This window comes from Nocardioides sp. Root240 (genome assembly GCF_001428825.1).
Taxonomy (GTDB): domain Bacteria; phylum Actinomycetota; class Actinomycetes; order Propionibacteriales; family Nocardioidaceae; genus Nocardioides.
The window spans coordinates 365,005-391,338 of the sequence record NZ_LMIT01000002.1 but is presented as its reverse complement, the minus strand read 5'-3'; the positions used below and the strand labels follow the sequence as shown (position 1 = coordinate 391,338).

28 protein-coding genes and 4 tRNA genes are annotated in these 26,334 nt (G+C 71.1%); 7 read left to right on the top strand and 25 right to left on the bottom strand.

The annotated features are described in order from the left end of the window. Window positions 1–17: 17 nt before the first annotated feature. The 15 genes from ASE20_RS04870 to ASE20_RS04800 form a co-directional block, all read right to left on the bottom strand. A complete protein-coding gene (locus ASE20_RS04870) occupies window positions 18–1,352 on the bottom strand; it encodes a signal peptidase I (RefSeq protein WP_056893395.1) in 1,335 nt (444 codons plus the stop codon). After that, on the bottom strand, window positions 1,349–1,954 hold the full coding sequence (locus ASE20_RS24620) for a SipW-dependent-type signal peptide-containing protein (RefSeq protein WP_056893394.1): 606 nt from the start codon (window positions 1,952–1,954) through the stop codon (window positions 1,349–1,351). The genes ASE20_RS04870 and ASE20_RS24620 overlap by 4 nt, the downstream gene beginning before the upstream one ends. After that, window positions 1,941–2,618 carry an LPXTG cell wall anchor domain-containing protein gene (locus ASE20_RS04860; RefSeq protein WP_056893393.1) on the bottom strand — a complete coding sequence of 226 codons (678 nt, stop codon included), beginning with the start codon at window positions 2,616–2,618 and terminating at the stop codon, window positions 1,941–1,943. Before ASE20_RS04860 ends, ASE20_RS24620 begins: the two co-directional genes overlap by 14 nt. After that, the gene (locus ASE20_RS04855) at window positions 2,615–3,379 is read right to left on the bottom strand and encodes a signal peptidase I (protein ID WP_082612160.1); all 765 of its coding nucleotides are present in this window, start codon (window positions 3,377–3,379) and stop codon (window positions 2,615–2,617) included. Before ASE20_RS04855 ends, ASE20_RS04860 begins: the two co-directional genes overlap by 4 nt. 25 nt (window positions 3,380–3,404) lie before the next feature. Further along, window positions 3,405–3,938: an alternate-type signal peptide domain-containing protein gene (locus ASE20_RS04850; protein ID WP_056893392.1), complete on the bottom strand. Its 534-nt coding sequence runs from the start codon at window positions 3,936–3,938 to the stop codon at window positions 3,405–3,407. A gap of 234 nt (window positions 3,939–4,172) precedes the next feature. Further along, window positions 4,173–5,078, bottom strand: a complete 906-nt coding sequence (gene pdxS, locus ASE20_RS04845; protein ID WP_056893391.1) for a pyridoxal 5'-phosphate synthase lyase subunit PdxS — start codon at window positions 5,076–5,078, stop codon at window positions 4,173–4,175. A gap of 31 nt (window positions 5,079–5,109) precedes the next feature. Beyond that, on the bottom strand, window positions 5,110–5,769 hold the full coding sequence (gene pgsA, locus ASE20_RS04840; RefSeq protein ID WP_056893390.1) for a phosphatidylinositol phosphate synthase: 660 nt from the start codon (window positions 5,767–5,769) through the stop codon (window positions 5,110–5,112). Window positions 5,770–5,783: 14 nt separating this feature from the next. Next, entirely contained in the window at window positions 5,784–6,311 is a 528-nt protein-coding gene (locus ASE20_RS04835; RefSeq protein ID WP_412778605.1) for an HIT family protein, read from the bottom strand. A gap of 8 nt (window positions 6,312–6,319) precedes the next feature. Continuing rightward, window positions 6,320–7,048 (bottom strand): TetR/AcrR family transcriptional regulator, encoded by a 729-nt coding sequence (locus ASE20_RS04830; protein ID WP_056893388.1) that lies wholly within the window; start codon window positions 7,046–7,048, stop codon window positions 6,320–6,322. Between the two features lie 12 nt (window positions 7,049–7,060). Then, complete coding sequence (locus tag ASE20_RS04825) at window positions 7,061–8,047, bottom strand: hypothetical protein (RefSeq protein ID WP_056893387.1); 987 nt, start codon at window positions 8,045–8,047, stop codon at window positions 7,061–7,063. Window positions 8,048–8,052: 5 nt separating this feature from the next. Next, window positions 8,053–10,035, bottom strand: a complete 1,983-nt coding sequence (gene thrS, locus ASE20_RS04820; RefSeq protein WP_056893386.1) for a threonine--tRNA ligase — start codon at window positions 10,033–10,035, stop codon at window positions 8,053–8,055. A 109-nt stretch (window positions 10,036–10,144) separates the two neighbouring features. Next, a complete protein-coding gene (gene yidD, locus ASE20_RS04815; RefSeq protein WP_056893385.1) occupies window positions 10,145–10,552 on the bottom strand; it encodes a membrane protein insertion efficiency factor YidD in 408 nt (135 codons plus the stop codon). 71 nt (window positions 10,553–10,623) lie between these two features. Next, a tRNA-Val gene (locus ASE20_RS04810) sits at window positions 10,624–10,698 on the bottom strand. A gap of 14 nt (window positions 10,699–10,712) precedes the next feature. Further along, window positions 10,713–10,786, bottom strand: a tRNA-Cys gene (locus ASE20_RS04805). A 52-nt stretch (window positions 10,787–10,838) separates the two neighbouring features. Beyond that, a tRNA-Gly gene (locus ASE20_RS04800) sits at window positions 10,839–10,911 on the bottom strand. Between the two features lie 170 nt (window positions 10,912–11,081). Between ASE20_RS04800 and ASE20_RS04795 the strand changes: the two genes are divergently transcribed. Further along, window positions 11,082–11,909, top strand: a complete 828-nt coding sequence (locus ASE20_RS04795) for an aminotransferase class IV (RefSeq protein WP_056893384.1) — start codon at window positions 11,082–11,084, stop codon at window positions 11,907–11,909. 13 nt (window positions 11,910–11,922) lie between these two features. On the opposite strand, the gene ASE20_RS04790 is transcribed toward ASE20_RS04795, so the two are convergent. Continuing rightward, a complete protein-coding gene (locus ASE20_RS04790) occupies window positions 11,923–13,089 on the bottom strand; it encodes a GAF domain-containing protein (RefSeq protein ID WP_056893383.1) in 1,167 nt (388 codons plus the stop codon). 93 nt (window positions 13,090–13,182) lie between these two features. Between ASE20_RS04790 and ASE20_RS04785 the strand changes: the two genes are divergently transcribed. Together ASE20_RS04785 and ASE20_RS04780 are read left to right on the top strand one after the other, a co-directional pair. Beyond that, on the top strand, window positions 13,183–15,006 hold the full coding sequence (locus tag ASE20_RS04785; protein WP_056893382.1) for a flavin-containing monooxygenase: 1,824 nt from the start codon (window positions 13,183–13,185) through the stop codon (window positions 15,004–15,006). A 73-nt stretch (window positions 15,007–15,079) separates the two neighbouring features. Further along, window positions 15,080–15,151: transfer RNA gene (locus ASE20_RS04780), tRNA-Val, on the top strand. A gap of 62 nt (window positions 15,152–15,213) precedes the next feature. On the opposite strand, the gene ASE20_RS04775 is transcribed toward ASE20_RS04780, so the two are convergent. Then, the gene (locus ASE20_RS04775) at window positions 15,214–15,549 is read right to left on the bottom strand and encodes a hypothetical protein (RefSeq protein ID WP_056893381.1); all 336 of its coding nucleotides are present in this window, start codon (window positions 15,547–15,549) and stop codon (window positions 15,214–15,216) included. Between the two features lie 83 nt (window positions 15,550–15,632). Between ASE20_RS04775 and ASE20_RS04770 the strand changes: the two genes are divergently transcribed. After that, window positions 15,633–15,821 (top strand): hypothetical protein, encoded by a 189-nt coding sequence (locus ASE20_RS04770; protein ID WP_056893380.1) that lies wholly within the window; start codon window positions 15,633–15,635, stop codon window positions 15,819–15,821. Between the two features lie 10 nt (window positions 15,822–15,831). On the opposite strand, the gene ASE20_RS24970 is transcribed toward ASE20_RS04770, so the two are convergent. The 6 genes from ASE20_RS24970 to ASE20_RS04740 form a co-directional block, all read right to left on the bottom strand. Then, entirely contained in the window at window positions 15,832–16,116 is a 285-nt protein-coding gene (locus ASE20_RS24970) for an excalibur calcium-binding domain-containing protein (protein WP_162261043.1), read from the bottom strand. Window positions 16,117–16,520: 404 nt separating this feature from the next. After that, entirely contained in the window at window positions 16,521–16,730 is a 210-nt protein-coding gene (locus tag ASE20_RS04760) for a hypothetical protein (protein WP_157538658.1), read from the bottom strand. A gap of 58 nt (window positions 16,731–16,788) precedes the next feature. Then, window positions 16,789–17,262, bottom strand: a complete 474-nt coding sequence (locus tag ASE20_RS04755) for a hypothetical protein (protein ID WP_056893377.1) — start codon at window positions 17,260–17,262, stop codon at window positions 16,789–16,791. An 80-nt stretch (window positions 17,263–17,342) separates the two neighbouring features. Beyond that, complete coding sequence (locus ASE20_RS04750; protein WP_157538657.1) at window positions 17,343–17,513, bottom strand: hypothetical protein; 171 nt, start codon at window positions 17,511–17,513, stop codon at window positions 17,343–17,345. A 161-nt stretch (window positions 17,514–17,674) separates the two neighbouring features. Then, window positions 17,675–18,790 carry a potassium channel family protein gene (locus tag ASE20_RS04745; RefSeq protein WP_056893375.1) on the bottom strand — a complete coding sequence of 372 codons (1,116 nt, stop codon included), beginning with the start codon at window positions 18,788–18,790 and terminating at the stop codon, window positions 17,675–17,677. 10 nt (window positions 18,791–18,800) lie between these two features. Beyond that, window positions 18,801–19,718, bottom strand: coding sequence for a YihY/virulence factor BrkB family protein (locus tag ASE20_RS04740; RefSeq protein ID WP_157538656.1), 918 nt, complete (start codon window positions 19,716–19,718; stop codon window positions 18,801–18,803). A 103-nt stretch (window positions 19,719–19,821) separates the two neighbouring features. Between ASE20_RS04740 and ASE20_RS04735 the strand changes: the two genes are divergently transcribed. Then, window positions 19,822–20,958 (top strand): phosphotransferase, encoded by a 1,137-nt coding sequence (locus ASE20_RS04735; RefSeq protein ID WP_056893374.1) that lies wholly within the window; start codon window positions 19,822–19,824, stop codon window positions 20,956–20,958. On the opposite strand, the gene ASE20_RS04730 is transcribed toward ASE20_RS04735, so the two are convergent. Beyond that, entirely contained in the window at window positions 20,946–22,310 is a 1,365-nt protein-coding gene (locus ASE20_RS04730; protein WP_056893373.1) for a cation:dicarboxylate symporter family transporter, read from the bottom strand. The genes ASE20_RS04735 and ASE20_RS04730 overlap by 13 nt on opposite strands. A gap of 148 nt (window positions 22,311–22,458) precedes the next feature. Between ASE20_RS04730 and ASE20_RS04725 the strand changes: the two genes are divergently transcribed. Both ASE20_RS04725 and ASE20_RS04720 read left to right on the top strand, forming a co-directional pair. Beyond that, window positions 22,459–24,045: a sensor histidine kinase gene (locus tag ASE20_RS04725; RefSeq protein WP_225869213.1), complete on the top strand. Its 1,587-nt coding sequence runs from the start codon at window positions 22,459–22,461 to the stop codon at window positions 24,043–24,045. Beyond that, window positions 24,042–24,734, top strand: a complete 693-nt coding sequence (locus ASE20_RS04720) for a response regulator (RefSeq protein WP_056893371.1) — start codon at window positions 24,042–24,044, stop codon at window positions 24,732–24,734. The genes ASE20_RS04725 and ASE20_RS04720 overlap by 4 nt, the downstream gene beginning before the upstream one ends. On the opposite strand, the gene ASE20_RS04715 is transcribed toward ASE20_RS04720, so the two are convergent. After that, the gene (locus ASE20_RS04715) at window positions 24,715–26,316 is read right to left on the bottom strand and encodes an MFS transporter (protein WP_056893370.1); all 1,602 of its coding nucleotides are present in this window, start codon (window positions 26,314–26,316) and stop codon (window positions 24,715–24,717) included. The two genes, ASE20_RS04720 and ASE20_RS04715, sit on opposite strands and share 20 nt — an antisense overlap. Window positions 26,317–26,334 lie beyond the last annotated feature (18 nt).

The window sequence follows — 26,334 nt, the reverse complement described above, 5'->3', positions numbered from 1 at the left end:
GGTCTGAGGACTCCTTGTCAGGGCACGTTGCACGTCTTGCCGCCGCCGTTGCCCTGGTAGTTCGCCTGGTTCGAGACCACGGACTGCACGCCGCCGACAACGGCCACGAGCTTGAAGTTGCCTGCCTCGTTGTTGATGTCCACGGTGTCCCCTGTCCGCAGGTTGCCCGCGAAGGTCGTCACCCGCGTGCCGCCCGGGTTGACGCTGTAGACCACCGCGAACGAGTCGGGGTTGCCCGGGCCGGGCCAGGTCCAGGTGAGGCGATAGGGGGCACTGCCGTTGGCGGTGTTCACGCAGGCGGTGATGGTCGGCTTGGCCGGGGCCGGCACAGCCACCGTGAACGACGTGACGAGCGGCGTAGCGGAGTTGCCCGCGACGTCGGACGCCGTGTACGTCGTCTGGTAGGTACCGTTGACCATCAGCGCCGACGTCAGGCCCGAGCTCCGGTACTGGTTGCCCGAGACGAGCGTCATCGGCTGCGCGGCGCAGGCCGTGCCGTTGACGAAGGCCGAGCCGTCCCAGCACTGCGTCGTGCCACTGGTGCGGACCAGCTTGACGAAGACCGTGCTGACCCCCGACCCGCTCGTGTCCGTCGCCGTCACGCAGACCTGGTTGGCGCTCGACGAGCAGGACATCGTCGTCCAAGCGGTTCCGGACGCCGCGTTGGCGGGCAGCGGGTTCGACAGCACCGGCGGCGTCGTGTCCGGAGTGGTGATCGTGGCGGTCGCCGTCGCGGAGTCGGTCCAGACGGCGGACGTGAACGCCCACGGCGCGCCACCGCCGAGCCCGAGGACGCCGCCGAGCGCGAGCACCGAGGCGAGACCGGCAGGGGCGAGCACACGTGTGCCCTTCCCGGTACGACTGGGGCCGTCACCGTCGCGACGCGAGAAGCCCAGCGCCAGCGCAGCCAGGACCAGCAGGCCGGCCGCAAGGAGGCCGACCGGCGTCGTCGCGGCGGCCAGCGCGTAGCCGGCGTACGGGAGGCCGAGGACCACACGGTCGGCAGCGCCGACGTAGTAGGTCTCGGCGTCGGGCGTGTCGTTGGTGTCGCCCCGGAGGGTGAGGCCGACGAGGTCGCCCGAGGGCGCGGCACCGACGACCCGGTGGGTCACCCGGTCACCCCCCGCGTTGACGACGCTCACGACATCACCGACGGCGATGTCCGAGGCAGGGACCTGGTGCGCGATGCCCAGGGCTCCGGCCTCGTAGTCCGGGCTCATCGACCCCGAGACGAAGACCAGCGGCGTCACGTGGAACAGCCAGCCGGCGACGAAGCTGGCCAGGCAGAGGGCGCCGAGGACGCTGCCCGTCCAGAGCACGGCCTCGCGGGCCCACCGTGCGAGCCTGGTCACGCGATCACCTGCGTGGCGTTGAACGTCAGGACGACGTTGGAGGACTGGAGCTGGCCGACGCCCGAGCTCGGCGGGAGCGTCACCTGGACGCACAGGTCGTGGTACGGCGTGGCCGCGGTGGCGGCCAGGTTGCCGCCGGAGGCGCTGAACCCGTTCAGGCTCACACCCGCCGTACCGACAGCGGTACCGCCGGTGCAGGTCGAGCTGCTCACGGATCCCCCCTTGAGCACGGTCACCTTGAGCGCGGCTCCGAGCGAGCCGGACGCGGTTGCCGAGACGGTGTAGCCGAAGGTCAGCCGGCCGTTGCTGTTGTTGCGGACCCGGAGCACCTTGGCGACGGAGCCACCCGTCGCCGGGATGCTCCCGGACAGGTCGCTCCACACGTAGGTCTCGGGCTTCACCTTGTTGTTGGTGGCGAGGTCGATGTGGATCGCGCCGGCCTGCACCGACGCACCGTCCACGGTGGCCTCGTCGTGCCAGTACGCCGAGGTCGCGACGGCGCCGGCGCCGAGCAGCAGGCCTACGGACAGCAGCGCGCGCGTTCGGCCGCGCCCGAACCAGCGGCTGCGCTCGTGGCGGTGGCGGGATTCATGCCTGGACATGGTTGCTGGCCTCCTCGCGGCGGTCGCGGCGGCGCAGCAGTGCGAGTCCCGAGCCGATCAGGCCGGCGGCCAGCCACAGCAGGCCCGGTGCCACCGCGGCACCCGTGCTCGGAAGCGCGTCGTCCTCGCCGCCGACGTCGCCGTCTCCCCCGTCGCCGTCACCGTTGCCGTTGTCGACACCGCCGACGTCGCCGTCCTCGGCCAGGTTGAGGTGGACCCGGAAGGGGACCGACTGGACCTGACGAGTGGAGTCCCAGTCGAAGGTAGCCCGCACCGAGACACGGGTCTGTGCGCCTTCGGCGACCTTCAGCTCGGTGACGGCGCGCGTGGTGCCGGCGCCGACGGAGAGCCACGGCCCGTTGCCGATGCGCGCCTCGAGGGTGAAGTCGTCGTCGGCCAGCAGGAGGTCGGGATCGCTCGCGATGACGTCGACGGTCAGCACACCGGCCGACGGTCCGTCGTTGCGCACGCGGAAGGAGCGCACCTCCTGGTCCCCCGGCACAAACCTGAAGTCCGGGTCGAACAGGGGCGCGGTCAGCTCCGTCGACCAGGTGACACCGTCGCGACTGAGGCCGATCTCGTCGTCCGCGTGTGCGGGCGCAGCGACCAGCGTGACCACCGCAGCAGCGATGGCCCCGATCGGTACGGCGAGGCGGCGGATCACGACGATGCCCTTCCTGTCTGTTCTCTCCCGTGATGGTGTCGCGACCTGATGAGGACCAGGCCGAACACCAGGCCGGCTGTTCCGACCATGACCGGCGCGAGCCGGCGGTTGCTGCGCGTTCCCGTTCGCGGCGGTGGCGGTGCTGCCGACGAGTGGGTGCCCTGCTCCTCGGACAGCTCCTCCATCGGCATCCCCAGCGCCTCCGCGACCGGTTCCGGCGACTCCCTCTTCGCCCGCCGGCGGTCGCGGAGGGCACTGACGAACATGAACGCCGCGTAGCCGATCAGGAGGGCCGACACCGCGATGACGGCCCACTGCCGCTCCTGACCGGACAACGCATTGTTGACGTAGCCCAGGTACGGGACGGCGTACCAGAGCTTTCCCTTGACCTGAACAGCGAGAACCGGGTTCCGATCGGGATCCTGGTTGGCGTCCCCCCGGGTGGTGACGGTCCTGGTCCCGTCGAAGCGGGTCCCCGTCCCCACCACCCGGTGAGTGACCACTGTGGACTTGCCCGACTCCCGCTGGTAGGTGACCACGTCACCGATGGCGAGCTCGTCGAAGTCCGTCGGCTTGACGACCACCAGGGTCCCGGGCGGGTACGTCGGCTGCATCGACCCGGTGAGCACGGTGTAGGGCGTCGCACCTGCCAGCCGCGGGATGATCACCGCGACTGCCAGGGCGAGCGCCACACCGAGGATCACCAGCCAGGAGACGACCTGGCCGATCCAGCCGAAGGTCGCTCGGACCGAGGGAACCACCGTTCAGCTACGACTGATCAGAGGATCAGTCGTGGTCCTGGGTCAGCGAGAGCGTGAAGTCCGACAGGGCGCCGGCCAGCGTCTGGGTCGCGTTGGTGGAGCTGCCGTTGAACGTCACCGAGATGTTCGCGGTGACCACGTCGCCGTCGTTGTCCTCGGTGATGTCGCCGTCGACGAGGTCCACGCCACCGACCTGGTAGGTGTCGACGAGGGTCAGGTTCGGGGCGAGCGCACCGGAGAGGCTCGGCTCGGTGACGTCGAGGTTGGCCCGGAGGTGCTCACCCGTCGCCTGGATCTCGAAGGTGCAGGTCTTGGTCAGCTCGTCACCCGGGACGATCAGGTCGCCGGCCGCGTAGACCTTGTCCGCCTCGTCCTCACCACTGTCGAACACCCAGTCGGCGTCGACGCAGTTGTCGTTGATGATCTTGAGCTCACCGGCGGTGACGGCGACGCCGTCGACATCGGTGTTGGCGTTCCAGAAGGCCAGGGTGCCCGCACCACCCATGAGCAGCACTGCGGCGGAGCCCGCAGCGAGCGCGCCCTTCGTCGTCTTCTTCATTCCGTGTCTCCAGTCCCCATGCCTGTTTGTCCCCAGGTCTGGCTGTCTGATGTGATGGTTGACTTCCAGCGCGGGAGCGCTCTGGTGTCAGAACGAAGGCAAACATGCGGGGTCATGATCCCGTGGGAAAACCGGGACATTGGCCCGGTAAAAACACCGAACCATGGTCCTGATGTGTCAAGACCATGGTTCCGATGGGTCATGCAGGGGGTGCGGGCGCGTCGGCCCGCCGGCTCACCAGCCGCGCTCGGCCAGGCGGTGGGGCTGCGGCAGCTCGTCGACGTTGATGCCGACCATGGCCTCGCCCAGGCCGCGCGAGACCTTCGCGACCACGTCCGGGTCGTCGAAGAAGGTCGTGGCCTTCACGATCGCCTCGGCACGCTGGGCCGGGTTGCCGGACTTGAAGATGCCCGAGCCCACGAAGACACCCTCGGCGCCCAGCTGCATCATCATCGCCGCGTCGGCCGGGGTCGCGATGCCACCCGCCGTGAACAGCACGACCGGCAGCTTGCCGCTGCGGGCCACCTCCACGACCAGGTCGTACGGCGCCTGCAGCTCCTTGGCCGCGACGTACAGCTCGTCGTCGGACAGCACCGTGAGCCGGCGCAGCTCCGCACGGATCGTGCGCATGTGGGTCACCGCGTTGGACACGTCACCGGTGCCGGCCTCGCCCTTGGAGCGGATCATGGCCGCACCCTCGGTGATCCGCCGCAGCGCCTCGCCCAGGTTGGTCGCACCACACACGAAGGGAACCGTGAAGGCCCACTTGTCGATGTGGTTGGCGTAGTCGGCCGGGGTCAGCACCTCGGACTCGTCGATGTAGTCCACACCCAGGGACTGCAGCACCTGGGCCTCGGCGAAGTGGCCGATCCGGGCCTTGGCCATCACCGGGATCGAGACCGCCTCGATGATGCCGTCGATCATGTCGGGGTCGCTCATCCGCGACACCCCACCCTGGGCGCGGATGTCGGCCGGAACGCGCTCCAGCGCCATCACCGCCACCGCGCCGGCGTCCTCGGCGATCTTCGCCTGCTCCGGGGTGACGACGTCCATGATGACGCCACCCTTGAGCATCTCGGCCATGCCGCGCTTGACCCGGGTGGTGCCCTGCCCAGAAGTGGGCTCTGCCTGCTCGCTCATGCCCCCAATCGTACGGCGGGGGCCGGCGTGGCTACGCCTCGGGTTCCCCTGCGGACGCGGCCGCCTCCGCCTCGGCCGCGAGGGCCTGGCGTCGTACCTTCAGCACCCGGAAGATCACCGTGTAGGTGCTCGCGACGGCCAGCGCCCAGAGCGTGACCTCCATCAGGATCGGGAGGTCGAAGATGGCGCTCAGGCCCGTCATGACGAGGATCGAGACCAGGCGGTCGGCGCGCTCGGCGATGCCGCCCCTGGCGTCCATGCCGAGCGACTCGGCGCGGGCCCGCGCGTAGGAGGTGACCGAGCCCATCACCAGGCACCACAGGGTCACGCAGAGGTAGAGGTAGCTGTCGCCCTGGTCGGCCCCGGTGCCGGCGTAGTAGAGCGCGAGGCCGCCGAAGATCGCGCCGTCGCCGATCCGGTCGAGGGTGGAGTCCCAGAAGGCGCCGAACTTCGAGACCCGGCCCATCTCGCGGGCCATCCGGCCGTCGATCAGGTCGCTGAACACGAAGGCGGTGATGAACAGGACGCCGATCAGCAACTCGCCCTGCGGGAAGAAGATCAGCGCGCCCGCGCTGACGCCGAGGGTGCCGACGAGGGTCACCGCGTCCGGGCTGATGCCCATCCGGATGAACAACCGCACGAACGGGTGCAGCACGGTCCCGGCCCAGAACTCCTTGAAGCGCTCCAACACGGGTCGAGAACCTACTACTGCCAGGCCGCGGCGAGCAGATCGCGGGTGTCGCCCAGCAGCTGCGGGAGCGTCTTGGTGCCGGCGACGACGGTCATGAAGTTCGAGTCGCCCGACCAGCGCGGGACGACGTGCTGGTGCAGGTGGCCCGACAGCGAGCCGCCGGCCGCTCCCCCGAGGTTCAGCCCGACGTTGAACGCATGCGGCTGCGAGACCGTCCGGATCGCGCGCAGCGCGGCCTTGGTCAGCGCGGCGACCTCGTCGGTCTCCTTGTCGTCGAGCTCGGTGTAGTCGGCGACGTGGCGGTACGGCAGCACCATCAGGTGGCCCGGGTTGTAGGGGTAGAGGTTGAGCACGGCGTACGCCGTCTCGCCGCGCGCCACGACCAGCTCGTCGTCGGTCGACGTCGCCGGGTCGGGCCTGATCCGGCAGAACGGGCAGGCCGGACGCGGGTCGGCGTGCGTGGGATCGGTGTCCTCCTCGCCGCGCACGTAGGACATCCGGTGCGGCGTCCAGAGCCGCTCGAGCCCGTCGGGGTCGGTCACGGAAGGAGTCACTCCTCGTCGCTGCCGGACGGCGACAGCGTCTGCAGCAGGTCGGACACGGGAAGGTCGGGCAGGTTGAGGCCGCGGGAGAGGGCCATGCCGTTGATCTGCAGCCAGATCGACTCGGAGAGGATGTCGATGCAGGTCTCGATGCTGGGCTCGCGGACATCGCGCTCCAGCCACCGGCGTACGGCGGCGAAGACCGCGCCGATCATGCCGAACACCCACGGGTCGAGCGCCGCGCGGTCGTCGTCGCTGAGCTCGACGCCGAGCGCGGCGACCACGACGGCCATGATCCCCTCGATGCCCTCGGCCACCTGCTGGACCGCCAGGCTCAGGGGGCTGGGGCCCCAGTCGGACAGGTCGCGGTCGGCGAACCAGTAGAGCGCGGGGTGTGCCTCGGCCCAGCGGATGAAGTTGCCGACGATCCGGTGGATGATCTGGTCCGGCGTGCCGTCGTAGGACAGCGCGGGCAGCAGCTGGTCGCCGACGTCGTCGCAGATCTGGCGCTGGACGGCACGGTCGAGGTCGGAGCGGTCCTCGAAGTGGCGGTAGATCACGGTGCGGCTCATGCTCGCCTCGTCGGCGACGGCCTGCACCTGGAACTCCTCGCCCGGAGCCTGACGCTCGAGCACGGCGATCGCGGCGTCGATGATGACCTGCCGGCGGACCTGGTTGTGCTCCTGCCAGCGTCGACGACGTCCGTCCAGGAGCTCGCCGCTGTCGTCAACACCCATTGGCAAACCCTCTCACGTGAACCGGTGGAACCACTGGCCGAGGTCGGCGGCGATGCCCGGGCAGGTGACGTTGAGGTCGCGGCGCTGCTCGACCCACTGGCCCATCACGGCCCTGCCGCCCTGGATCGACCAGTCGTCGCCGCACCGGTGGAGCGCCTCGGCCTTCGACGTCTGGCCGGCGGCGCGCCACTCCGGGACGCCGCCGAGGTCGAAGTCGCCGACCACGCGCTGGTAGAGGCTGGGCGTGGAGTAGACGCCGATCCGGAAGCCGGCGTCGACGTACCCCCGGGCGACGCCCTCGATGACGGCCGCGTTGGCGCGCAGGTCCTTGCTCCACTCGAAGACCGGGACCGGCTCGACGTCGATCCACACGATCGGGCTGAGCAGGCCGACGACGGCCATGGTGCCGATGTTGAAGCGGGCCTGCGCGTAGCCGACGTTCTTGAGCTGGCCGAGCTTCGTCGAGGCGTCGTAGGGGCCGTTGGCGCCCTCGTCGGCCAGCGTCGCCGCGTCCGGGTACGACGACACGGCGTAGACCGCAACCAGCACGTCGTTGTCCTTGGCCCATTGGACCTGGTCGGCCAGGCACGGGTTGGGCGTGAACCCGGGGCCGTTGGTCAGCCCGAGCACGACGTACTCCGCCGAGGGCAGCGGCATCGGCAGGCCGAGCCCCTTCTTCTCGGGGATGCCCATCCCCTTCGGGCACTGCGGCCAGCTCACGTCGCCGCCGAGCACGTCGCCGTCACGCGGGGCGATATTGCTCGTCGCCGTCTCGCTCGCCGCGCGGGCAGCCTCCTCGGCCAGCTTGGCCAGGTCGCTCGCCCCGTCCCCCGGGTCGCCGGCGTCACCCGCCGGACGGCCGTCGTCGCTCGGGCTCGCCGTGGTCTGGCTGGAGGCCGGTGGGCGCGGCGGTGCGCCGGCGTTCGGGTCCGACCCGCCGCACGCGGCCAGGGCAGGCAGCAGCGCCAGGAGTACGACGCCCGCTGCCCCCCTGCGCATCCGGATCAGACCTGCTCGCGGCTGGTCACCGCGGCGACCACACGCTCGATCGCCTCGGCGATCGGCACGCCGTTGTCCTGGCGCCCGTCGCGGTAGCGGAAGCTGACCGCGCCCTTCTCGACGTCCTCGCCCCCGGCGATGAGCATGAAGGGGATCTTCTGCAGCTGCGCGTTGCGGATCTTCTTCTGGAAGCGGTCGTCGGACTCGTCGACCTCGACCCGGATCCCGCGCGCCTTGAGCTGCCCGGTGACCTCGTAGAGGTAGTCGGTGAAGGCGTCGGCGACCGGGATCCCGACGACCTGCACCGGGGCGAGCCACGGGGGGAAGGCGCCGGCGTAGTGCTCGACGAGGACGCCGAGGAAGCGCTCGATCGAGCCGAACTTCGCGGAGTGGATCATCACCGGCTGCTGCTTGGAGCCGTCGGGCGAGGTGTACTCGAGGCCGAAGCGGGCGGGCTGGTTGAAGTCGTACTGGACCGTGCCCATCTGCCAGGTGCGGCCGATGGCGTCCTTGGCCTGCACCGAGATCTTCGGGCCGTAGAACGCGGCGCCGCCCGGGTCGGGGACCAGCTCGAGGCCGGTCTCGGCGGCGACGTCCTCGAGCACCTTGGTCGCGGTCGCCCAGTCCTCGTCGGAGCCGACGAACTTGTCGGGCTTCGCGTCGTCGCGGGTCGACAGCTCGAGGTAGAAGTCGTCGAGGCCGAAGTCCTTGAGCACGCCGAGCATGAAGCCCAGCAGGTGCTTGACCTCGGCCGGCGCCTGCTCGGGCGTGCAGTACGAGTGCGAGTCGTCCTGCGCGAAGCCGCGGACGCGGGTCAGGCCGTGGATGACGCCGGACTTCTCGTAGCGGTAGACGCTCCCGAACTCGAACAGGCGCAGCGGCAGCTCGCGGTACGAGCGCCCCCGGCTGCTGAAGATCAGGTTGTGCATCGGGCAGTTCATCGCCTTCAGCTGGTAGTTCGCGCCCTCGAACTCCATCGGCGGGAACATCGTGTCGGCGTAGTACGGCAGGTGGCCCGAGGTGTGGAACAGGCCGTCCTTGCTGATGTGCGGGGTGCCGACGTAGGAGAAGCCCTCCTCGATGTGCCGGCGGCGGACGTAGTCCTCCATCTCCCGCTTGACCACGCCACCCTTGGGGTGGAACACCGGCAGGCCGGAGCCGATCTCGTCGGGGAACGAGAACAGGTCGAGCTCGCGCCCGAGCTTACGGTGGTCGCGGCGCTCGGCCTCCTCGAGCCGGTGGAGGTGCTCCTCGAGCTCCTCCTTGCTCGGCCACGCGGTGCCGTAGATGCGCTGGAGCTGCTTGTTCTTCTCGTCACCGCGCCAGTACGCCGCCGCACTGCGCATCAGCTTGAAGGCCGGGATCCGCTTGGTGGTCGGCAGGTGCGGCCCACGGCAGAGGTCCTTCCACGCCACCTCGCCGTTGCGGTTGAGGTTGTCGTAGATGGTCAGCTCGCCGGCTCCGACCTCGGCGGACGCCCCCTCGGCGGCGTCCGCAGCCGAGCCCTTCAGGCCGATCAGCTCGACCTTGTAGGGCTCGTCGGCCAGCTCGACGAGCGCGTCCTCGTCGGTGGTGACCCGGCGGTCGAAGCGCTGGTTCTCCTTGATGATCTTGCGCATCGCGGTCTCGAGCTTGACGAGGTCCTCGGGCACGAACGGCACCGGGACGTCGAAGTCGTAGTAGAAGCCGTTGTCGATCGGCGGCCCGATGCCGAGCTTGGCCTCCGGGAACAGCTGCTGCACCGCCTGCGCCAGCACGTGAGCGGTCGAGTGCCGCAGGATGTCGAGCCCGTCGGGGCTCCCGATCAGCACGCCCTCGACCTCGTCGCCGTCGGCCAAGGGATACGACAGGTCCTTGAGCTGGTCGCCCACGCGCGCCGCGATCACGTCGGCGTCGTCGCGGAACAGCTCCCAGGCCTTCGTGCCCTCCGTGACCGTCGACTCCTTGCGCCCATCGGGGGTGAGTACGACGACCTTGATGTCGGACACGGAGGTGCTCCTTCGGCTGTGCCAATCGGCAGGGCGGGACGCCCGGTCGGGCGCCCCCTTGATCGTATCGGCCGGGGTCGGGCGACACGCAGTCGATTCCCCAGCCGGGTCAGGACGCGGCCGGCCCGGTGCCGCTGCGGGCCGATCGAGCAGCCCGGCCCGCTCGTGCGCAGGCGCGCAGCCGGCGTCGTACCTCGGGCAGACCGCGGGCACCGCGGCGGAGCAACACGTCGTAGGCGTGGTGCGAGCAGGTCGGCGCGAGGTGGCAGACGGCGGGCCGGTGGGCCGAGACGTTGGCCTGGTAGGAGCGGATCAGCCGCAGCAGCGGGCGCGCCGCCGCGCTGCCCTCGGAGACGCGGGGCGTGCCCGGGTACCCGGCGACGGATGCCAGCACCACGTTGGCCACGAGCGCGTTGCAGGCGAAGCACTCCGCGGCGGTGCACCCGACGTCGACGCAGTCGCCGGCACGCCGCTGGCGGCTGCCACCGGCCTTCGGCTTCCGGCGCAACAGACCCATGTGCTCCCCGCATCGATCGAAATGACAAAGGCTCCGGTCCGCGTTGTGCGGGCCGGAGCCTCAGTGTCTGCTGGTGGGCGATACTGGGTTTGAACCAGTGACCTCTTCCGTGTCAAGGAAGCGCGCTACCGCTGCGCCAATCGCCCGTGTGGAGTTGTTGTGGAGGTGGGTACGGGATTTGAACCCGTGTACACGGATTTGCAGTCCGTTGCCTCGCCTCTCGGCCAACCCACCGCAGGTGGCCGGAACACACTGGCCTGGTCAGGCAGTGGGTCTGACCACTCCGAGCGGACAACGAGACTCGAACTCGCGACCTCAACCTTGGCAAGGTTGCGCTCTACCAACTGAGCTATGTCCGCATCGCAACGTTTCGCCGGCCTTTCGGCCCGCTCTGCGCTGCGGTTGAGAACATTAGCCGATCCGGTGAACGGCGCCAAAACGGGGGTCCACCTACGGCATGTCGCCCCTCTCCCCACACGTCCCACCGGCCCCAGAAAGGGCGCTGCCGCGGGCCTCCTAGGCTGGCCTCATGCGTGCGTGGATCAACGGTGAGCTGCTGTCCGACCCGAAGGCGCCGGCGGTGCCGGTGACCGACCACGGGCTCACCGTGGGCGACGCGGTGTTCGAGGCCGTGAAGGTCGTCGACGGCCAGCCGTTCGCGTTCCAGCGCCACCTCGACCGGCTGGTCAGCTCGGCCGAGGGGCTGGGCCTGGTCGGCCTCGACCCCGAAGCGGTACGACGAGGCGTGGCCGCCGTCCTCGAGGGAGACCCGCTCCCCCTCGGACGCCTGCGGATCACCGTCACGGGCGGCAACGCGCCGCTGGGCAGCGGGCGAGGCACCGACCCACTGACCGTGATCGTCGTGGCGAGCCCGATGGAGCCGGCGGCGGAGACGACCGCCGCGATCACCGTGCCATGGCCGCGCAACGAGCGGGGCGCGCTCGCGGGGCTGAAGACCACGTCGTACGGCGAGAACGTGGTCGCCCTCGCCCGCGCGCAGCAGCAGGGCGCGAGCGAGGCGGTGTTCGCCAACCTCGCCGGGAATCTCTGCGAGGGCACCGGCACGAACGTGTTCTACGTCGTCGACGGCGAGCTGCGCACGCCGACCCTGGCGAGCGGCTGCCTGGCCGGCGTGACCCGGGCCCTGGTCATCGAGTGGTTCGGCGCACGTGAGGTCGACGAGCCGATCGAGGTGGCGGCGAACGCCGAGGAGATCTTCCTCGTGTCGACCACGCGCGACGTGCAGGGCGTGCACCGGTGGGACGACCGCGAGCTGCCGGCACCCGGCCCGGTCACGAAGGAGGCAGCCGCGGCCTGGCGGGCGAACGAGGCGTCCCTGCTGGGGTTCGACCGCTGACCGACCCCCCTGGTCAGTCGACGATCGTGAGCTCGACGCCCTCGCCGAGCCGGTAGGGGTTCGTCGCCAGCAGCGCGCCGAGCGCGCGCCGCATCCGGGAGATCTCGGCGCGGACGGTGACCTGGTGCTCACCGTCGCCGTACAGCCGGTGGCTCAGCACCCCGGCGGTCAGCCCGCCCCGCCCCGCGGCACCGAGGAGAGCCAGCACGTCGGCGTGCCGGGGCGAGAGCGCGACGCGCCACGGCGCCTCCACGCCACGGACCTCCAGCATCGCGGGCGTCGTCGAACGGTCGAGGGTCGCGCGCAGGACCGTCTCCCCCGTCGACGGCCGGATCAGCCAGCCGCCGCGGAGGCGTTCGGGGACACACAGCCCCAGCCCCGGTACGGCGACCGCACGGTCCGCCCGCGGTGCCTCGACCCGGTCGCGGACGGACACGCCCTGGTGGGCCGCCACCCAGCCGTGGTCGTCGACGACGAGCAACGGACCGTTGGCCCCGGACAGCAGCGGCTCGGCGGTACGGCGCAGCTGCTCGAGGCGCTCCTCGTGGTGGCGCCACAGCCGTGCCTCGGCGAGGCGCACGGACGCGGTGACCAGCGCCTCGATCGCCGGGTGCAGCGTGAGAGCAGGCCCGCTGACATCGACGATGCCGAGCAGCGAGCCGTCGATCGGGTCGTGGATCGGCGAGGCGGTGCAGTACCAGGGCACCTGCGCGTTCTCGAAGTGCTCCGCGGAGAACAGCTGGACCGGCGTGCCCTCCTCGAGCGCGGTGCCGATGGCATTCGTGCCGACCGCCCGCTCGGTCCAGAGCGCACCCTCCGCGAACCCGAGCCCGTCGGCCTGCCGCTTCACGCGCGGCGAGCCGCTGCGCCACAGCACGATGCCGTCGGCGTCGGTGACCACGACCAGGTAGTTCGACGCGTCGGCAGCGCTCAGCAGCAGCTCACGGATCTCGTCGATGACCAGCGCCAGGCGCGACGTACGACGCCGCGCGTCGACGTCCGCCGGCGACAGCGGGTCGCGGCCGTTGCGGCCGTCGGGGTCGACGCCGAGGCCGAGCACCCGCGACCAGGAGCGCGCCACCACGGCCCGCGGCCGCTCGGGCGGCGCGGATCCGGAGAGCACCGCGTCGTGGATCCGGACCAGGTCGCGGGCCCGCATCGCGAGGTCGTGCGTGGCCATGGCTCCACGATAGGCGCGCCGGTGTGACCGGGACCACATGCAACAACGTGCAACGGTTCCGGCGGCGTACCGCCCGGGAGTCGACTTCTCGGCATGACCCAGCTCGACGAACGGCCCCTCACGGCCGACACCACCGACCCCGCCACCGCCTGGTTCGCCGCCTTCGAGGACGCCCTGGCGGCCCGCGACGTCGACCGGGCGGCCGGCCTGTTCGCCGCCACCAGCTTCTGGCGCGACCTGATCGCCTTCTCCTGGAACCTCACCACCGTCGAGAACCCCGACGGCGTCGCCGACCTCCTCCACGCCACCCTCGACCGCGTCGACCCCTCCTGCTTCCGGCTCACCGAGCCGGCCGCCACCGCGGACGGCGTGACCACCGCGTGGTTCGAGTTCGAGACCGCGGTGGGTCGCGGCCGCGGGCTGGTCCGGATCGTCGACGAGGACGGCCCGAAGGCGTGGACCTTCCTGACCACGCTCTACGAGCTCAAGGACCACGAGGAGCCCAAGGGCGTACGACGCCCGATGGGCGCCGAGCACGGCGCGACCCGCGAGCGGGTGACCTGGCTCGAGAAGCGCCAGGCCGAGGACGCCGCGCTCGGTGTCGACACCCAGCCGTACGTCCTCGTGGTCGGCGGCGGCCAGGGTGGCATCGCCCTCGGCGCCCGGCTGCGCCAGCTCGGCGTACCCGCGCTCGTGATCGACAAGCACCCGCGCCCGGGCGACCAGTGGCGCAACCGCTACAAGTCGCTGTGCCTGCACGACCCGGTCTGGTACGACCACCTGCCGTACCTCAAGTTCCCCGAGAACTGGCCGGTCTTCGCGCCGAAGGACAAGGTCGGCGACTGGCTGGAGTTCTACACGCGGGTGATGGAGGTGCCGTACTGGTCGAACACGATCGCCACCTCGGCTGCCTACGACGAGGAGGCCGGCGAGTGGACCGTCCACCTCGAGCGTGAGGGCAAGCCGCTCGTCCTCAAGCCCAGCCACCTCGTGATGGCGACGGGCATGTCGGGCAAGCCGAACGTGCCGTCGTACCCGGGCTCCGACATCTTCCAGGGCGAGCAGCACCACTCCTCGCAGCACCCCGGACCCGACGCGTACGCCGGCAAGAAGGTCGTCGTGATCGGCAGCAACAACTCGGCCTTCGACATCTGCGGAGCACTCTGGGAGACCGGCGCCGACGTCACGATGGTGCAGCGCTCGTCGACGCACATCGTCAAGAGCGACACCCTGATGGACATCGGCCTCGGCGACCTCTACTCCGAGCGGGCGCTCGAGGCCGGCATGACCACCGAGAAGGCCGACCTGGTCTTCGCGTCGCTGCCGTACAAGATCATGCACGAGTTCCAGATCCCGCTGTACGACCAGATGCGGGAGCGGGACAAGGACTTCTACGACCGGATGACCGCCGCCGGCTTCGACCTCGACTGGGGCGACGACGGGTCCGGCCTGTTCATGAAGTACCTGCGCCGCGGCTCCGGCTACTACATCGACGTCGGCGCCGCCGAGCTCGTCGCCGACGGTGAGGTGAAGCTGGCGCACGGCCAGGTGTCGCGGCTCACCGAAACGGCCGTCGTACTGGAGGACGGGACCGAGCTCCCCGCCGACCTCGTCGTCTACGCCACCGGCTACGGATCCATGAACGGCTGGGCCGCCGACCTGATCAGCCAGGAGGTCGCCGACCGCGTGGGCAAGGTCTGGGGCCTCGGCTCCGACACCACCAAGGACCCCGGCCCGTGGGAGGGCGAGCAGCGCAACATGTGGAAGCCGACCCAGCAGGAGAACCTCTGGTTCCACGGCGGCAACCTCCACCAGTCGCGCCACTACTCCCTCTACCTGGCCCTCCAGCTCAAGGCCCGGCACGCCGGCATCGACACCCCCGTCCACCGGCTCCAGCAGGTGCACCACCTGGGCTGATCCGGTACCGATGTGAACCGCGGTCGCGAGATGCGTTAGAGTCTCCGACCGCGGTTCCTTCGGGTCCGCGTCCGGGCGATTGGCGCAGTGGTAGCGCGCTTCGTTCACACCGAAGAGGTCACTGGTTCGAACCCAGTATCGCCCACAGAGAACAGCCCCCGCCCTGCACGAGCAGGCGGGGGCTGTGTCGTTCCCGGGGCGTTCCGATCAGCAGGGCGCGTCGTCGCGGAGCAGCGGGACGCCGTCCTCGATGCCGATGACGTACACGAGCGTGCTCACGTCCGCGAGGAAGTCGCCCTCGAGTGCGGCCAGGTCGGCCGGATAGGCGCCATTGCTCGCGAAGTAAGCCTCGGCGGCCGTCTCCACGGTCGTCCTCTCGGCCTCGCAGCCGGACGCGTCGGCATGCTCGACCATGCGCCCCGGGAGGCTCGAGGCCGACGTACGGGCGTCGGTCGGGGCGGCGTCACCGGACGGCTCGTCGGAGCCGCAGGCGGCCAGCGCGAGGGCCAGCGGCACGACGGTCGCGAGGGTCAGGGAGCGCATGTTCGATGGTGGCACGTCCGTCGCCGGTTGTGTCGGGCCATGGGCGTTCACTGTCGTCTCACGCCGACGACGAGGAGACCGACATGATGCGACGCCTGATCCAGCACCGATCCGTCCAGTCGTCAGCGTGCACGGCCGTCATCCTTGGCGCCTCGTCGACGATCGGCATGCCCTGGGCCCTGTGGGTGATCTGGGCCGCCCTCGCCAGCATCGCGGTCATCCAGGCGCTGCGTGGCGACGTGAACGAGGGAGCCGAGCCTTCCGACAAGTGAGCCGGCCGGCTCAGCGCTCGCAGGCGGTCCCGTCCTTGTCCCGGTCGAGGCGCTTGTAGTTGGCCCAGTAGACCTTCTTCGCGCGTGCCGTCGTGGCGGGGCGGCCGTTGCCCAGGCGGACCTGCTTGGCGGCGGCCGTGGCGCTCTTCGCGACGCCGTGGCGGAACTCGCGGGTGAGCTTGGCGCAGCTGGAGTAGTAGGTGCCGGCGGCGTCGGCCTCGGTGGAGGTGAGGGCGACGACGGGCAGGGCGAGGGCGACCGCGGTGGCCGCGGTGGCGATTCGGCGAGTGATCATGGCGGGACCGTACGGCGGCCGGGTGGGCTTCGTACGCATTTTGGTGAACCTTCGTCCGATCGGTTCGTCCGCCTGGTCCGTCCGGAACCCGCGACCCCGTCCATTGGGCACGAACCGCAGCTCCCGAGCCGGTTTTTCTGCGGTTTGGGACCAAACCGCAACAGTTGCGGGAGAGCGCGCGCACCCCGCGGAACGCGTCATCCGGGGCAGAAAAGCGGAACGCCCCGTCCTGTGGACAACAGGACGGGGCGCCCTCGGGTCCGGCGGATGTGGGGTACGCCGGACCCCTGTGGTTGGGGAACCGAGGGAGACGCTAGTGGGTCAGCACGCCACCGCGTGCGGGAATCGGGACTTCCTCATCAAACACATAGCAATCCGATAGTCCCGCCCCGGTCACCGAGCCGTCAGCCGTAGGCCGAGCCGGTGTTCGGGGAGGTCTTGATCGGGCGCAGGTTGGATGCCGGGAGCCACTCGGTGACGATCCGGCCCTCGCGATCGGCGTACGACACGAGGCCCTCCCAGCCCTTCTCCCCCGACCTCCAGTCCAGCACCAGGCCGGGCAGCTCGGACGGCACGAACGCCGGCCGCACCCACACGTGTCGCACCCCCGCCATGCGTCCAGAATAGAACACATGTTCGAACGACGGAACGGGGCCGGCGAGGTCGTGCGGGTCAGCCGGGCAGCCCGCCGCCCTCGGGCACGGACGCGGTGGTCGATCCGGTGGGCGATCCATTGGGCGATCCATTGGGCGATCCATTGGTCGATCCACTGGTCGGTCCGGTGGTCCGGGTCGGGACCGGCTCCGGGGCGGGGTACGGCGACGGCGTCGCCGCCCGCGAGCGTGCTGCCGCGACGGCACCAGCGGCCACGGCGGCCAGGGCGCCGATCAGCAGCAGCTTGCGGCCTCGATGGCTCTTCTGCGTCGGGAGCCGGTCGGCGACGCGGTCCGGGAGCCGGTCGACGACCGACGCGGGCACGCGGTCGGCGGCGGACTGCATCGCGGTGGAGAGGTCGGGCACCCGTTCGGCGGCGGCGTGCACCGCCGAGCCGACGCGGGGAACGACGACGGTCTCGACGATGCCCTTGAGGTCGTCGGCGACGTCGCGCAGGTCGTGGGCGAGATCGTGCGTGGCGTTCTTGGTCATGGTCAGCCTCCTGCGTGGGTTCAGGGTCTCCCTCGCAGTACCCGAACCCGGGAGGTCAACCCGCCACGGCGTCAGGAGCCTCAGCTGGCGACGCTGCTGACCTCACCCGAGCACTCGTTGCAGCGGATGCGCCGCTCGTCGCTGGCCGGCGGCTGGCCGAGCAGCCGGCGGTACCAGCTGGTCTGCTCGGTGCGGCGATAGCAACGAGGGCACCAGTCGTGCTTGACCCACGGTCCGTAGTCCTTGCCCATGCCGCCCAGCATGGCGGGTGCGGACCCCCGGTGTCGCGGACCACGGTCCACATCGACCGCGTGGCGGGCAAGGTCTGCACGATCGTCGCCGTAGCCCCTAGTCCTGGTGAACCATGGATCCTGACCGAGGTCCCGCTCAGGTCCCGACAGGTCCCGGCAGGTCAGTCCTCGTCGGCCGCGAACGCCTCGTTGTGCGTGCCGGGGCGCGGCGCCCAGGGCAGCTCCTTGGCCGGTCGTACGACGACCAGCCGGTCGCCGCGCGCGAGCAGGGTCACGACCGGGTCGAAGTAGCGGTAGACCTTCTCGTCGCGGACCACGGCGATCACCTGGTCGGGCAGCGACTGCGGCGGCATGCCGACCTCGTTGACCAGCAGCTCGCGCTCGGCGACCTCGAGGCCCTCGCCGTAGGTGAGCAGGTCCTCCATCACGGTCCCGAGGGTCGGCGACAGGGTGGAGAGGCCGAGCAGGCGGCCGACGGCGTCGGAGGAGGTGATGACCGAGTCGGCGCCGGACTGGCGCATCAGCGGGGCGTTCTCCTGCTCGCTGACCGCGGCCACGATCCAGGCGTCGGGGTTGAGCTGGCGCACGGTGAGGGCGGCCAGCACGTTGGAGTCGTCGCGGCCGGTCGTGATGATCACCTGGTCGGCGTCCGCGACGCCGGCGCGCTGGAGCACGCCACGACGGGTGGCGTCGCCGGTGATCACGGCCAGCTGGTCGGCGTGCGCGTCGGCGAGCGCGACCGGGCTGGGGTCGACGACGACCACGTGCTCGCGGTCGAGTCCGTTGTTGACCAGGGTCTCGACGGCGCTGCGGCCCTTGGTGCCGTAGCCGATCACCACCACGTGGTGTCCCATCTGCTTCCTCCAGCGTGCGATACGGAAAAGTTCACGGCCACGCTGCGCCAGCACCTCGAGCGTCGTACCGATCAAGAGGACGAGGAAGGCGATGCGGAGCGGGGTGATGATGAAGGCGTTGACCAGGCGGGCCGGGTCGCTCACCGGCGAGATGTCGCCGTAGCCGGTCGTGCTGAGCGTGACGGTCGTGTAGTAGATCGCGTCGACCAGGGAGATCACGCCGTAGGGGTTGTCAGCGGTGGCGTCACCGGAGTCGCGGTAGCCCTCGCGGTCGAAGTAGACCAGCATGACGGTGCCGACGAGGATCGCCAGCGCGGCCAGCAGCCGTCGGCCCAGCTCCCACCACGGCGAGCGGATCCGCTCGGGCAGCGCGACCACGCCCACCGAGGGGCTCTTGGCCGGTCCTCCAGGTACGTCGCCCACGGCCCGGAACCTACTCCACCGGGTCCGGAGCACGCCGCAGCAGGCGTGCCATCAGCTCCCGGCGCGCCCGTTGCGTCGCCTCCTGCGGGAACACCTCGTCGAACGCAGCGTTGACGCCGGCGCCGATCAGCACGGCGAGCGCGACGATGTAGAGCCAGATCAGGATCGCGATCGGGGCCGCGAGCGGACCGTAGATCGAGTGGGAGTCCTGCGCGGTCACGGTGAGCACCCAGCGCAGCAGGTAGGAGCCCGCGATCCAGCTGACCAGCGAGAAGGTCGCGCCCGGGAGGTTGAAGCTCCAGCGGGTCCGGACCGGCACCGACACGTGGTAGAGCGTCGCGAGGAAGCAGATGCAGATGACCACGACGAGCGGCCAGTAGAACTGCATGAGGAACTCCGCGCGGTTCGGCAGCCAGGACCGCACCAGCCTCGGTCCGGCGACGACGAGCGGGAGCGTGATCGCGCCGGTGATCACGGCGAGGATGTAGAGCACGAACGACAGCGCCCGCGTCTTGACGATCCCGCGGTGCCCGCCGAGCCCGTGCATGATCGTGATGGTGTCGACGAAGACGTTGAGCGCCCGCGAGCCCGACCACAGCGCGAGCACGAAGCCGAGCGAGATCACGTCGAAGCGGCCGCCCTCGAGGACGTCGTTCATCGTCGGGACGATCACCCGGTTGACGGCGGTGTCGGTCAGGAACGCCGAGAACAGGTCGACGACCGCTCGTCGCACCTCCTCGACCTGGGCGGCCGTGAAGTGCTCGGTGACGTAGCCGACCCCGCCCGCCAGGGCGAAGATCAGCGGCGGCACCGACAGCACCGCGAAGAAGGCTCCCTCGGCCGCGAGGCCGGTGACGCGGTAGCGCAGGCAGGAACCGACGGTGGTCACGACCAGCCGCCAGACGAGGTCCCGCAACCGTCGTGCCACGAAGTCACGCTATCCGTCCCGAGGCCCTGACCTCGGCATCCCGAGGGCCCTAGCCTTGGGTGATCTGCATCGCTCGGGACCGATCGATTCCACGGAGGACGCCGTGCACGACCGCTCCGCCCTCGGCCCCGCCGACGTCGACGACGCCACGCTCGCCGCCATGCTCGCCACCCTGTACGACGCCGGTGACGCCGCTGTCGCGGTGGTCGCCTCCCACGCCGAGCCGGTCGACTACGACCTGCCCGCGATCACCACCGGTGGCCGCTGGTGGGTGCGCGGCGTGGCCGCGGTCGACGGCCACGAGCGCGACTTCACGCTGTTCGTGAAGCACGTCCACGAGTGGTCGCGCTCGCCGTTCTTCGCCGACCTGCCCCCCGAGGTCCGCCCGTGGGCCGCGAAGCAGGTGCCGTGGCGCACCGAGGGTGCGGTCTACCGGTCCGACCTCGGCAGCCGCCTGCCCGACGGCCTCTCGATGCCCCGCGCCCTCGGCGTGCACCCCATCGACGACCTTGCCTACGCCGTCTGGCTCGAGGTGGTGCCGTCCGTCGAGGTCGCCTGGGACCGGGACCGGTACGAGCGCGCCGCTCGCCTGCTCGGCCGGCTGGCCGGCAGCGCGGAGGTCCGCGCCGTGGCCGGGATCGGTGGGCACGAGTGGGACATCACCCGGTACGTCGAGGGCCGGCTCCGCTTCCAGGTGCTGCCCGCCCTCGCCGACGACGGCCTGTGGCAGCACCCGCTCGTCGGGCCGGCCTTCGGCGACCTGCGGCCGCGGCTGGAAGAAGCGGCGGCCAGGGTGGACGCGATCGCCGCCGAGCTGATGGCGATGCCGGTCCTGGCCGGCCACGGCGACGCGTGCCCGAACAACCTGCTGGTGCGGCCCGACCGCGACGGCTTCACGCTCATCGACTTCGGTTTCTTCACCGCGCTGCCCCTGGGCTTCGACCTCGGCCAGCTGCTCGTCGGCGAGGTGCAGCTGGGCCGCGGGGACGTGAGCGAGCTCGGTGCGCGCGGGGAGGCCTGCCTGGCGTCGTACCGGGCCGGGCTGGCGGAGGAGGGCGTCGCCGTCGACCTCGCCACGCTGCGCCGCGCGCACGCCCTGCAGCTGCTGCTGTTCACCGGGCTGTCCTCGATCCCGTTCGAGCTGCTGGGCGAGGAGCCCACGGACGCGCTCCGGGCGATGGCCGCCACGAGAGCAGCCATCGCCCGGCACAGCCTGGACCTCGTCGATCAGACCAGCTGAGGCTCCTTGCCCGCGGCCGGGATCGCCGGCGCGGAGCCGTGGTCGTCGACCATCGTGGTCTCGTCGAACGGGTCGTCACCGGCGAGGACCCGGTCCAGCTGGGCCCGGTCGATGCTCCCGGTCCAGTGGCCGACGAGGACGGTGCCGACCGCGTTGCCGGCGAAGTTCGTCAGGGCGCGGGCCTCCGACATGAACCGGTCGATGCCCACGATCAGGCCGACGCCGTCGACGAGCTCGGGACGGTGCGACTGCAGGCCGCCGGCGAGGACCGCCATGCCGGAGCCGGTGACGCCGGCGGCGCCCTTCGCGGCGATCATCATGAACAGCAGGAGCGAGATCTGCTCACCGATGGCGAGCGGGCTGCCGATGGCCTCGGCGATGAAGATCGACGCCATGGTCAGGTAGATCGCGGTGCCGTCGAGGTTGAACGAGTAGCCCGTCGGGACGACCACACCGACCGTCGTACGGTCGACGCCCGCGTGCTCCAGCTTGGCGATCGCCCTCGGCAGCGCGGACTCCGAGGACGAGGTCGCGAGGATCAGCAGGAACTCGCGGCCCAGGTAGCGCAGCAGCGCGAAGATGTTGATGCCGGTCGTGACCTTCAGCAGCAGGCCGAGGACGACGAACACGAACAGCAGGCACGTGATGTAGAAGCCGACCATCAGCACGGCGAGGCTCTTCAGCGCGTCCGCACCGCCCGTGCCGACCACGGCGGCCATCGCACCGAAGGCGCCGACCGGGGCGGCCCACATGATCATGCCGAGCAGGCGGAAGACCAGGCGCTGGACGTGGCCGACGACCGTCAGGATCGGCGCACCGCTCTCGCCCATCCGCTGCAGGGCGAAGCCGACCAGGAGCGCGACGAGGAGGGTCTGCAGCACGCTGCCGCTGGTGAGGGAGCTGAACAGCGAGGCGGGGATGATCCCGAGCAGGAAGGCCGTGGTGTCGGCGTGCCCCTCGGCGGCCTTCTCCTGCGCGATCGCGGCGCCGTCGGCCGTGATGTGGAGGCCGTCGCCGGGGTGCAGCAGGTTGCCGACGACCATCCCGATCGTCAGGGCGACCGTCGACATGGCGAGGAAGTAGACGAGCGCGAGCCCACCGACCTTGCCGACCTTCGCGGCGCTGGCCACCGAGCCGACGCCGAGCACGATCGTGCAGAAGATGATCGGCTGGATCATCATCTTGATCAGGTTCACGAAGCCCTCGCCGAGCGGCTTGAGCTCGACCGCGAAGTCCGGGAAGAGCAGGCCGGTGGCGATGCCGAGGAGGACCGCCCCGATCACCGCGAGGTACAGGTAGTGGGTGGCGCGCGAGCCGTGCTTCGGCTGCGTCGCGCTGGTCGTGGTGCTCATCGTTCCTCCTGGCCGACGGGGTGGTCCGGTGCCCCGGTGGGGCGTCCTCGCCCACTCTCCGGCCGGAGGTGACGACCGTCACCGTTGTGTTCGTTGTGTTCGTGGCGCACGTCACAACCGGCAGCCCGCAGTGGGCCAGAATGACGAGGTGACCCGACGCCGCCCGCTCCGCGACCGCCCCGTGGCGCGGCAGGTGCTGCTGCTCCAGGTCGCGACGGTGCTGCTGCTCGTGGTGACCGGCATCCTGATGGCGTCGTACGACGCCCGCCGGGACTCGCGCAGCCGGGCCACCCAGCGCGCCGTGGCCGTGGCGCAGACCGTCGCCGACTCCCCCACCGTCCGCGCCGCGCTGCGCACCGACGACCCGACGGCCGGGCTGCAGCCGTGGGCGGAGGAGGTCCGGCGCGACACGGACACCGACTTCGTCGTCGTGATGGGCCTGGACCGGACGCGCTACACCCACCCCGACCCGAGCCTGATCGGGGGGAAGTTCGCCGGCGACCTCGGTGGGGCGCCCGGGGGCGCGGTCTTCACCCAGCAGTACAAGGGCTCTCTCGGACCGTCGGTCCGCTCCGTCGTACCGGTCGAGGACGGCGGGAAGGTCGTCGCCCTCGTCTCGGTCGGCATCACCGTCAGCGACATCAACCGCGGCCTGCGCCGCGACATCACGATCGTCGTGCTCTGTGGCGGGCTGATCCTGGCGCTCGGGATGGCCGGCGCGTGGCTGCTCGGCCGGAGGCTGCACCGGGTCACCCACGGGATGGGCGAGCAGGAGCTGGCCCGGATGTACGAGTACTACTCCGCCGTCCTGCACTCGGTCCGCGAGGGCCTCCTGCTGCTCGACGGCGACGGCCGTGTCCAGCTGGTCAACGACGAGGCGCGCCGGTTGCTCGCGCTGCCGGACGACGTGGTCGGCACCCGGATCGAGGACCTCGGCCTCGCGCCCGGCCTGGTCGCCGCTGCCCGCGGCCGGACCGCCGAGTCCGACGACCTCTACCTCGCCGGCGAGCGGATCCTGCTCGTCTCCTCCGCCCCCGCCCGTTGGGACGGTCGCGACGTCGGCTCGGTCGTGACCCTGCGCGACCACACCGAGCTGCGGTCGGTGACCGGCGAGCTCGAGGTGGTACGACGCCTGACCGAGTCGCTGCGCTCGCAGAACCACGAGTCCGCCAACCGCCTGCACACGGTCGTGTCACTCATCGAGATGGGCCGCCCCGACGACGCGGTCACCTTCGCCACCGAGGAGCTGCAGGTCGCGCAGCTGCTTGCCGACCGGGTGGTGGGCGCCGTCGACGACCCCGTCGTCGCCGCCCTCCTGCTCGGCAAGTCCGCCGAGGCGGCCGAGCGCGGGATCGACCTGCGCATCGCCGGGACCCTCCCCACGGACAGCGGCATCCCGGGCCGCGACCTGGTGACCGTCCTCGGCAACCTCGTCGACAACGCCTTCGACGCCGTCGCCGACGCGGGGACCCGCCAGGTCGAGGTGCACCTGTCCGGCGCGGGCGCGCGGCTCGAGGTGCGGGTCGACGACAGCGGTCCGGGTCTCGACGAGGCCGCGGCGGCGCGGGTCCTCGACCGGGGATGGACGACCAAGGCGGAGCCCGGCACCGGCCGCGGGCTCGGTCTCGCGCTGGTGGTGCAGGTCGCCCGGCGCCACGGCGGCGACGTCACCGTCGGCCGCTCCGGGCTCGGGGGCGCACGCTTCACCGTGACGACGACGGGAGCCGGCTCGTGACCGTGCGGGTCCTCGTGGTCGAGGACGAGGCACTCGCGGCGGAGGCCCACGCGTCGTACGTCGAGCGGGTGCCGGGCTTCGTCCTCGCCGGCGTCGCCCGCTCCGCACGCGAGGCGGTCCGCGCCCTCGAGGCGGCACAGCAGGCCGGCGCGCCGGTCGACCTGGTCCTGCTCGACATGAACCTGCCCGACGGGCACGGCCTCGGACTGCTCAGCGGGCTGCGCGCGGCCGGCCACCTGTGCGACGTCATCGCGGTGACCGCCGCCCGCGACACCAAGGTCGTGCGCCAGGCCGTCGTCCAGGGCGTCGTGCTCTACCTGCTCAAGCCGTTCACCTTCGCGACCTTCCGGGCCAAGCTCGAGCAGTACGCCGAGTACCGCGCCCGCCTCGATGCGGCACCGGACGAGGTGGTGCAGGACGAGGTCGACCAGCTGCTCGGGTCGCTCCGGCCGACCGGCAGCGCGCCGCTGCCCAAGGGCATGAGCCCGGAGACCCTGCGCGTCGTCACGACGGCGTTGCGCGACGCCGCCGGCGACCTGTCCGCGAGCGAGGTCGCCGCACTCGTCGGCGCGTCGCGCGTGACGGCACGGCGCTACCTCGAGCACCTCGCCGACCAGGGCCTGGCCGCGCGCGGGGTCCGGTACGGCCCCAGCGGCGGACGGCCGGAGGTCAGCTACTCCTGGCGCTGAGCCGCTGGACCGGTCGGGCGGCGGGCCGCCACGGCCCCGGCAGCGTGAAGACGAGCGCCAGCGCCACCAGCTCCCCCGCGACGCAGACCCACCACCAGCGCTGCCACTCGCCAGCGCTGTCCTTCGCCGACTCAGCCACGTCGGGGCCGTGCGCCTGCAGGTAGGCGAGGTCGGCGGCCGGGACGTCCCCCGTTGCGGCGAGGGCCGCTGCCGCCTCGGGGACCGGGACGCCGGTCGCCTTCACGATGTCGCCGACGGCGGCTCGCTGGGCCGCGGGGTCACCAGTTGTGGCGGTCAGGGCGGCCCGGTGCTCGGGCGTGATCGTCCGGAGGGTCGCCAGCTCGGCCGCGTACGTCGTGGAGATCCGCGAGACCTCGGGGCCGTGGTCGACCAGCACACCGGCGGCCGGCACCAGCAGGGTGATCGCGAAGGCGGCCGACGCACCGACCACGCGCAGGATCCAGCCCCACACGGCCATGCCCGTCGCCACCAGGTCGGGACGGTGGTTCTCGACGGCCTCGGTGAAGGCTGCCTGCCAGTTGGCGGTCGCCGCGCTGCCGCCGAGGGCGGCGACCGAGAGGATCACCGCCCAGGTGGCGTAGCTGGTCCCGGGGCGGGTCGCCAGCACCGCCCAGCAGGACACGGCTGCGACGCCGACGACCAGGCCCGCGACGATCAGGGGCTTGCGGGCGCCGATCCGGTCCCCCACGAACCCCCACAGCACCAGCCCGATGCCGGTGAACGTCCAGGACCAGTTCTCCAACGCGTTCGCCCGGGCCGCGGTGTAGCCGAAGGTGGTGGCGAAGTAGATCACGAAGAAGCCGAGCCGGGTGACGTAGAAGAGCAGGAAGAGAGCGAAGCCCAGTGCGGGCAGCACGATGCGCGGGGTCAGCATGACCCGGAAGCCCTCGAGCGTGCCGACCCGCGTGGTCGGCGCCGTCGCGCCCACGGGCTGCGCCCGCGCGTCGTGCACCACCTGGTTGCGGACAGCCGGCGCGAGCTCGCGCAGGGTGAGCGCCACGACCACGGTCGCGACGGCGCCGACCACACCGCAGACCCGGAACTGGAAGGCCCAGTCCGGGTGCGCGTCGAGGGTGCGGGACGCGACCTGCGTCGCGAGCAGGTTCCCGAGCACCGGGCCGAGCGCCCAGATCCCGATCGCCGTGCCCCGGGAGAGCTGCGGCGAGAAGTCGCGCACCAGCGTCGGGGTCAGCACCAGCACGAAGCCCTCGACCATCGCCGACAGGACCGACCAGGTGAGGTACTCACCCCGGGTGTCGGCGGCCGGGATCACGAGTCCCGTGAGAAGGGCGACCGCTGCCATGCCCACCACGACGACGTCGACCCGGCCGAACCGGTCGGTGACACCGGTCGCCAGCGAGGCGAACGCACCGAGGAGGTTGCCGAGGATCGAGACCGTGACGTAGAAGCCGAGCGACATGTCGAAGCGGTCGATGATGAGCGTCGACACCGCACCGTGCACGTTGACGGCGTAGTAGGTCGTCACCGTGACGAGGATGACGACGGCGAGCTGCCCGGCCCGGGTGGTGGCCGACGGGTAGTGCTGAAGGGGAGCCCTCACGAATGGTGAGGGTTCCAC

Bases quoted from the DNA above. Each gene is read 5' to 3' on its own strand.
- ASE20_RS24620 (WP_056893394.1), bottom strand. From the start codon at position 1,954: ATGTCCAGGCATGAATCCCGCCACCGCCACGAGCGCAGCCGCTGGTTC.
- ASE20_RS04850 (WP_056893392.1), bottom strand. From the start codon at position 3,938: ATGAAGAAGACGACGAAGGGCGCGCTCGCTGCGGGCTCCGCCGCAGTG.
- pdxS (WP_056893391.1), bottom strand. From the start codon at position 5,078: ATGAGCGAGCAGGCAGAGCCCACTTCTGGGCAGGGCACCACCCGGGTC.
- ASE20_RS04830 (WP_056893388.1), bottom strand. From the start codon at position 7,048: ATGGGTGTTGACGACAGCGGCGAGCTCCTGGACGGACGTCGTCGACGC.
- ASE20_RS04825 (WP_056893387.1), bottom strand. From the start codon at position 8,047: ATGCGCAGGGGGGCAGCGGGCGTCGTACTCCTGGCGCTGCTGCCTGCC.
- yidD (WP_056893385.1), bottom strand. From the start codon at position 10,552: ATGGGTCTGTTGCGCCGGAAGCCGAAGGCCGGTGGCAGCCGCCAGCGG.
- ASE20_RS04795 (WP_056893384.1), top strand. From the start codon at position 11,082: ATGCGTGCGTGGATCAACGGTGAGCTGCTGTCCGACCCGAAGGCGCCG.
- ASE20_RS04790 (WP_056893383.1), bottom strand. From the start codon at position 13,089: ATGGCCACGCACGACCTCGCGATGCGGGCCCGCGACCTGGTCCGGATC.
- ASE20_RS04785 (WP_056893382.1), top strand. From the start codon at position 13,183: ATGACCCAGCTCGACGAACGGCCCCTCACGGCCGACACCACCGACCCC.
- ASE20_RS04775 (WP_056893381.1), bottom strand. From the start codon at position 15,549: ATGCGCTCCCTGACCCTCGCGACCGTCGTGCCGCTGGCCCTCGCGCTG.
- ASE20_RS04770 (WP_056893380.1), top strand. From the start codon at position 15,633: ATGATGCGACGCCTGATCCAGCACCGATCCGTCCAGTCGTCAGCGTGC.
- ASE20_RS24970 (WP_162261043.1), bottom strand. From the start codon at position 16,116: ATGATCACTCGCCGAATCGCCACCGCGGCCACCGCGGTCGCCCTCGCC.
- ASE20_RS04760 (WP_157538658.1), bottom strand. From the start codon at position 16,730: ATGGCGGGGGTGCGACACGTGTGGGTGCGGCCGGCGTTCGTGCCGTCC.
- ASE20_RS04755 (WP_056893377.1), bottom strand. From the start codon at position 17,262: ATGACCAAGAACGCCACGCACGATCTCGCCCACGACCTGCGCGACGTC.
- ASE20_RS04750 (WP_157538657.1), bottom strand. From the start codon at position 17,513: ATGGGCAAGGACTACGGACCGTGGGTCAAGCACGACTGGTGCCCTCGT.
- ASE20_RS04730 (WP_056893373.1), bottom strand. From the start codon at position 22,310: ATGAGCACCACGACCAGCGCGACGCAGCCGAAGCACGGCTCGCGCGCC.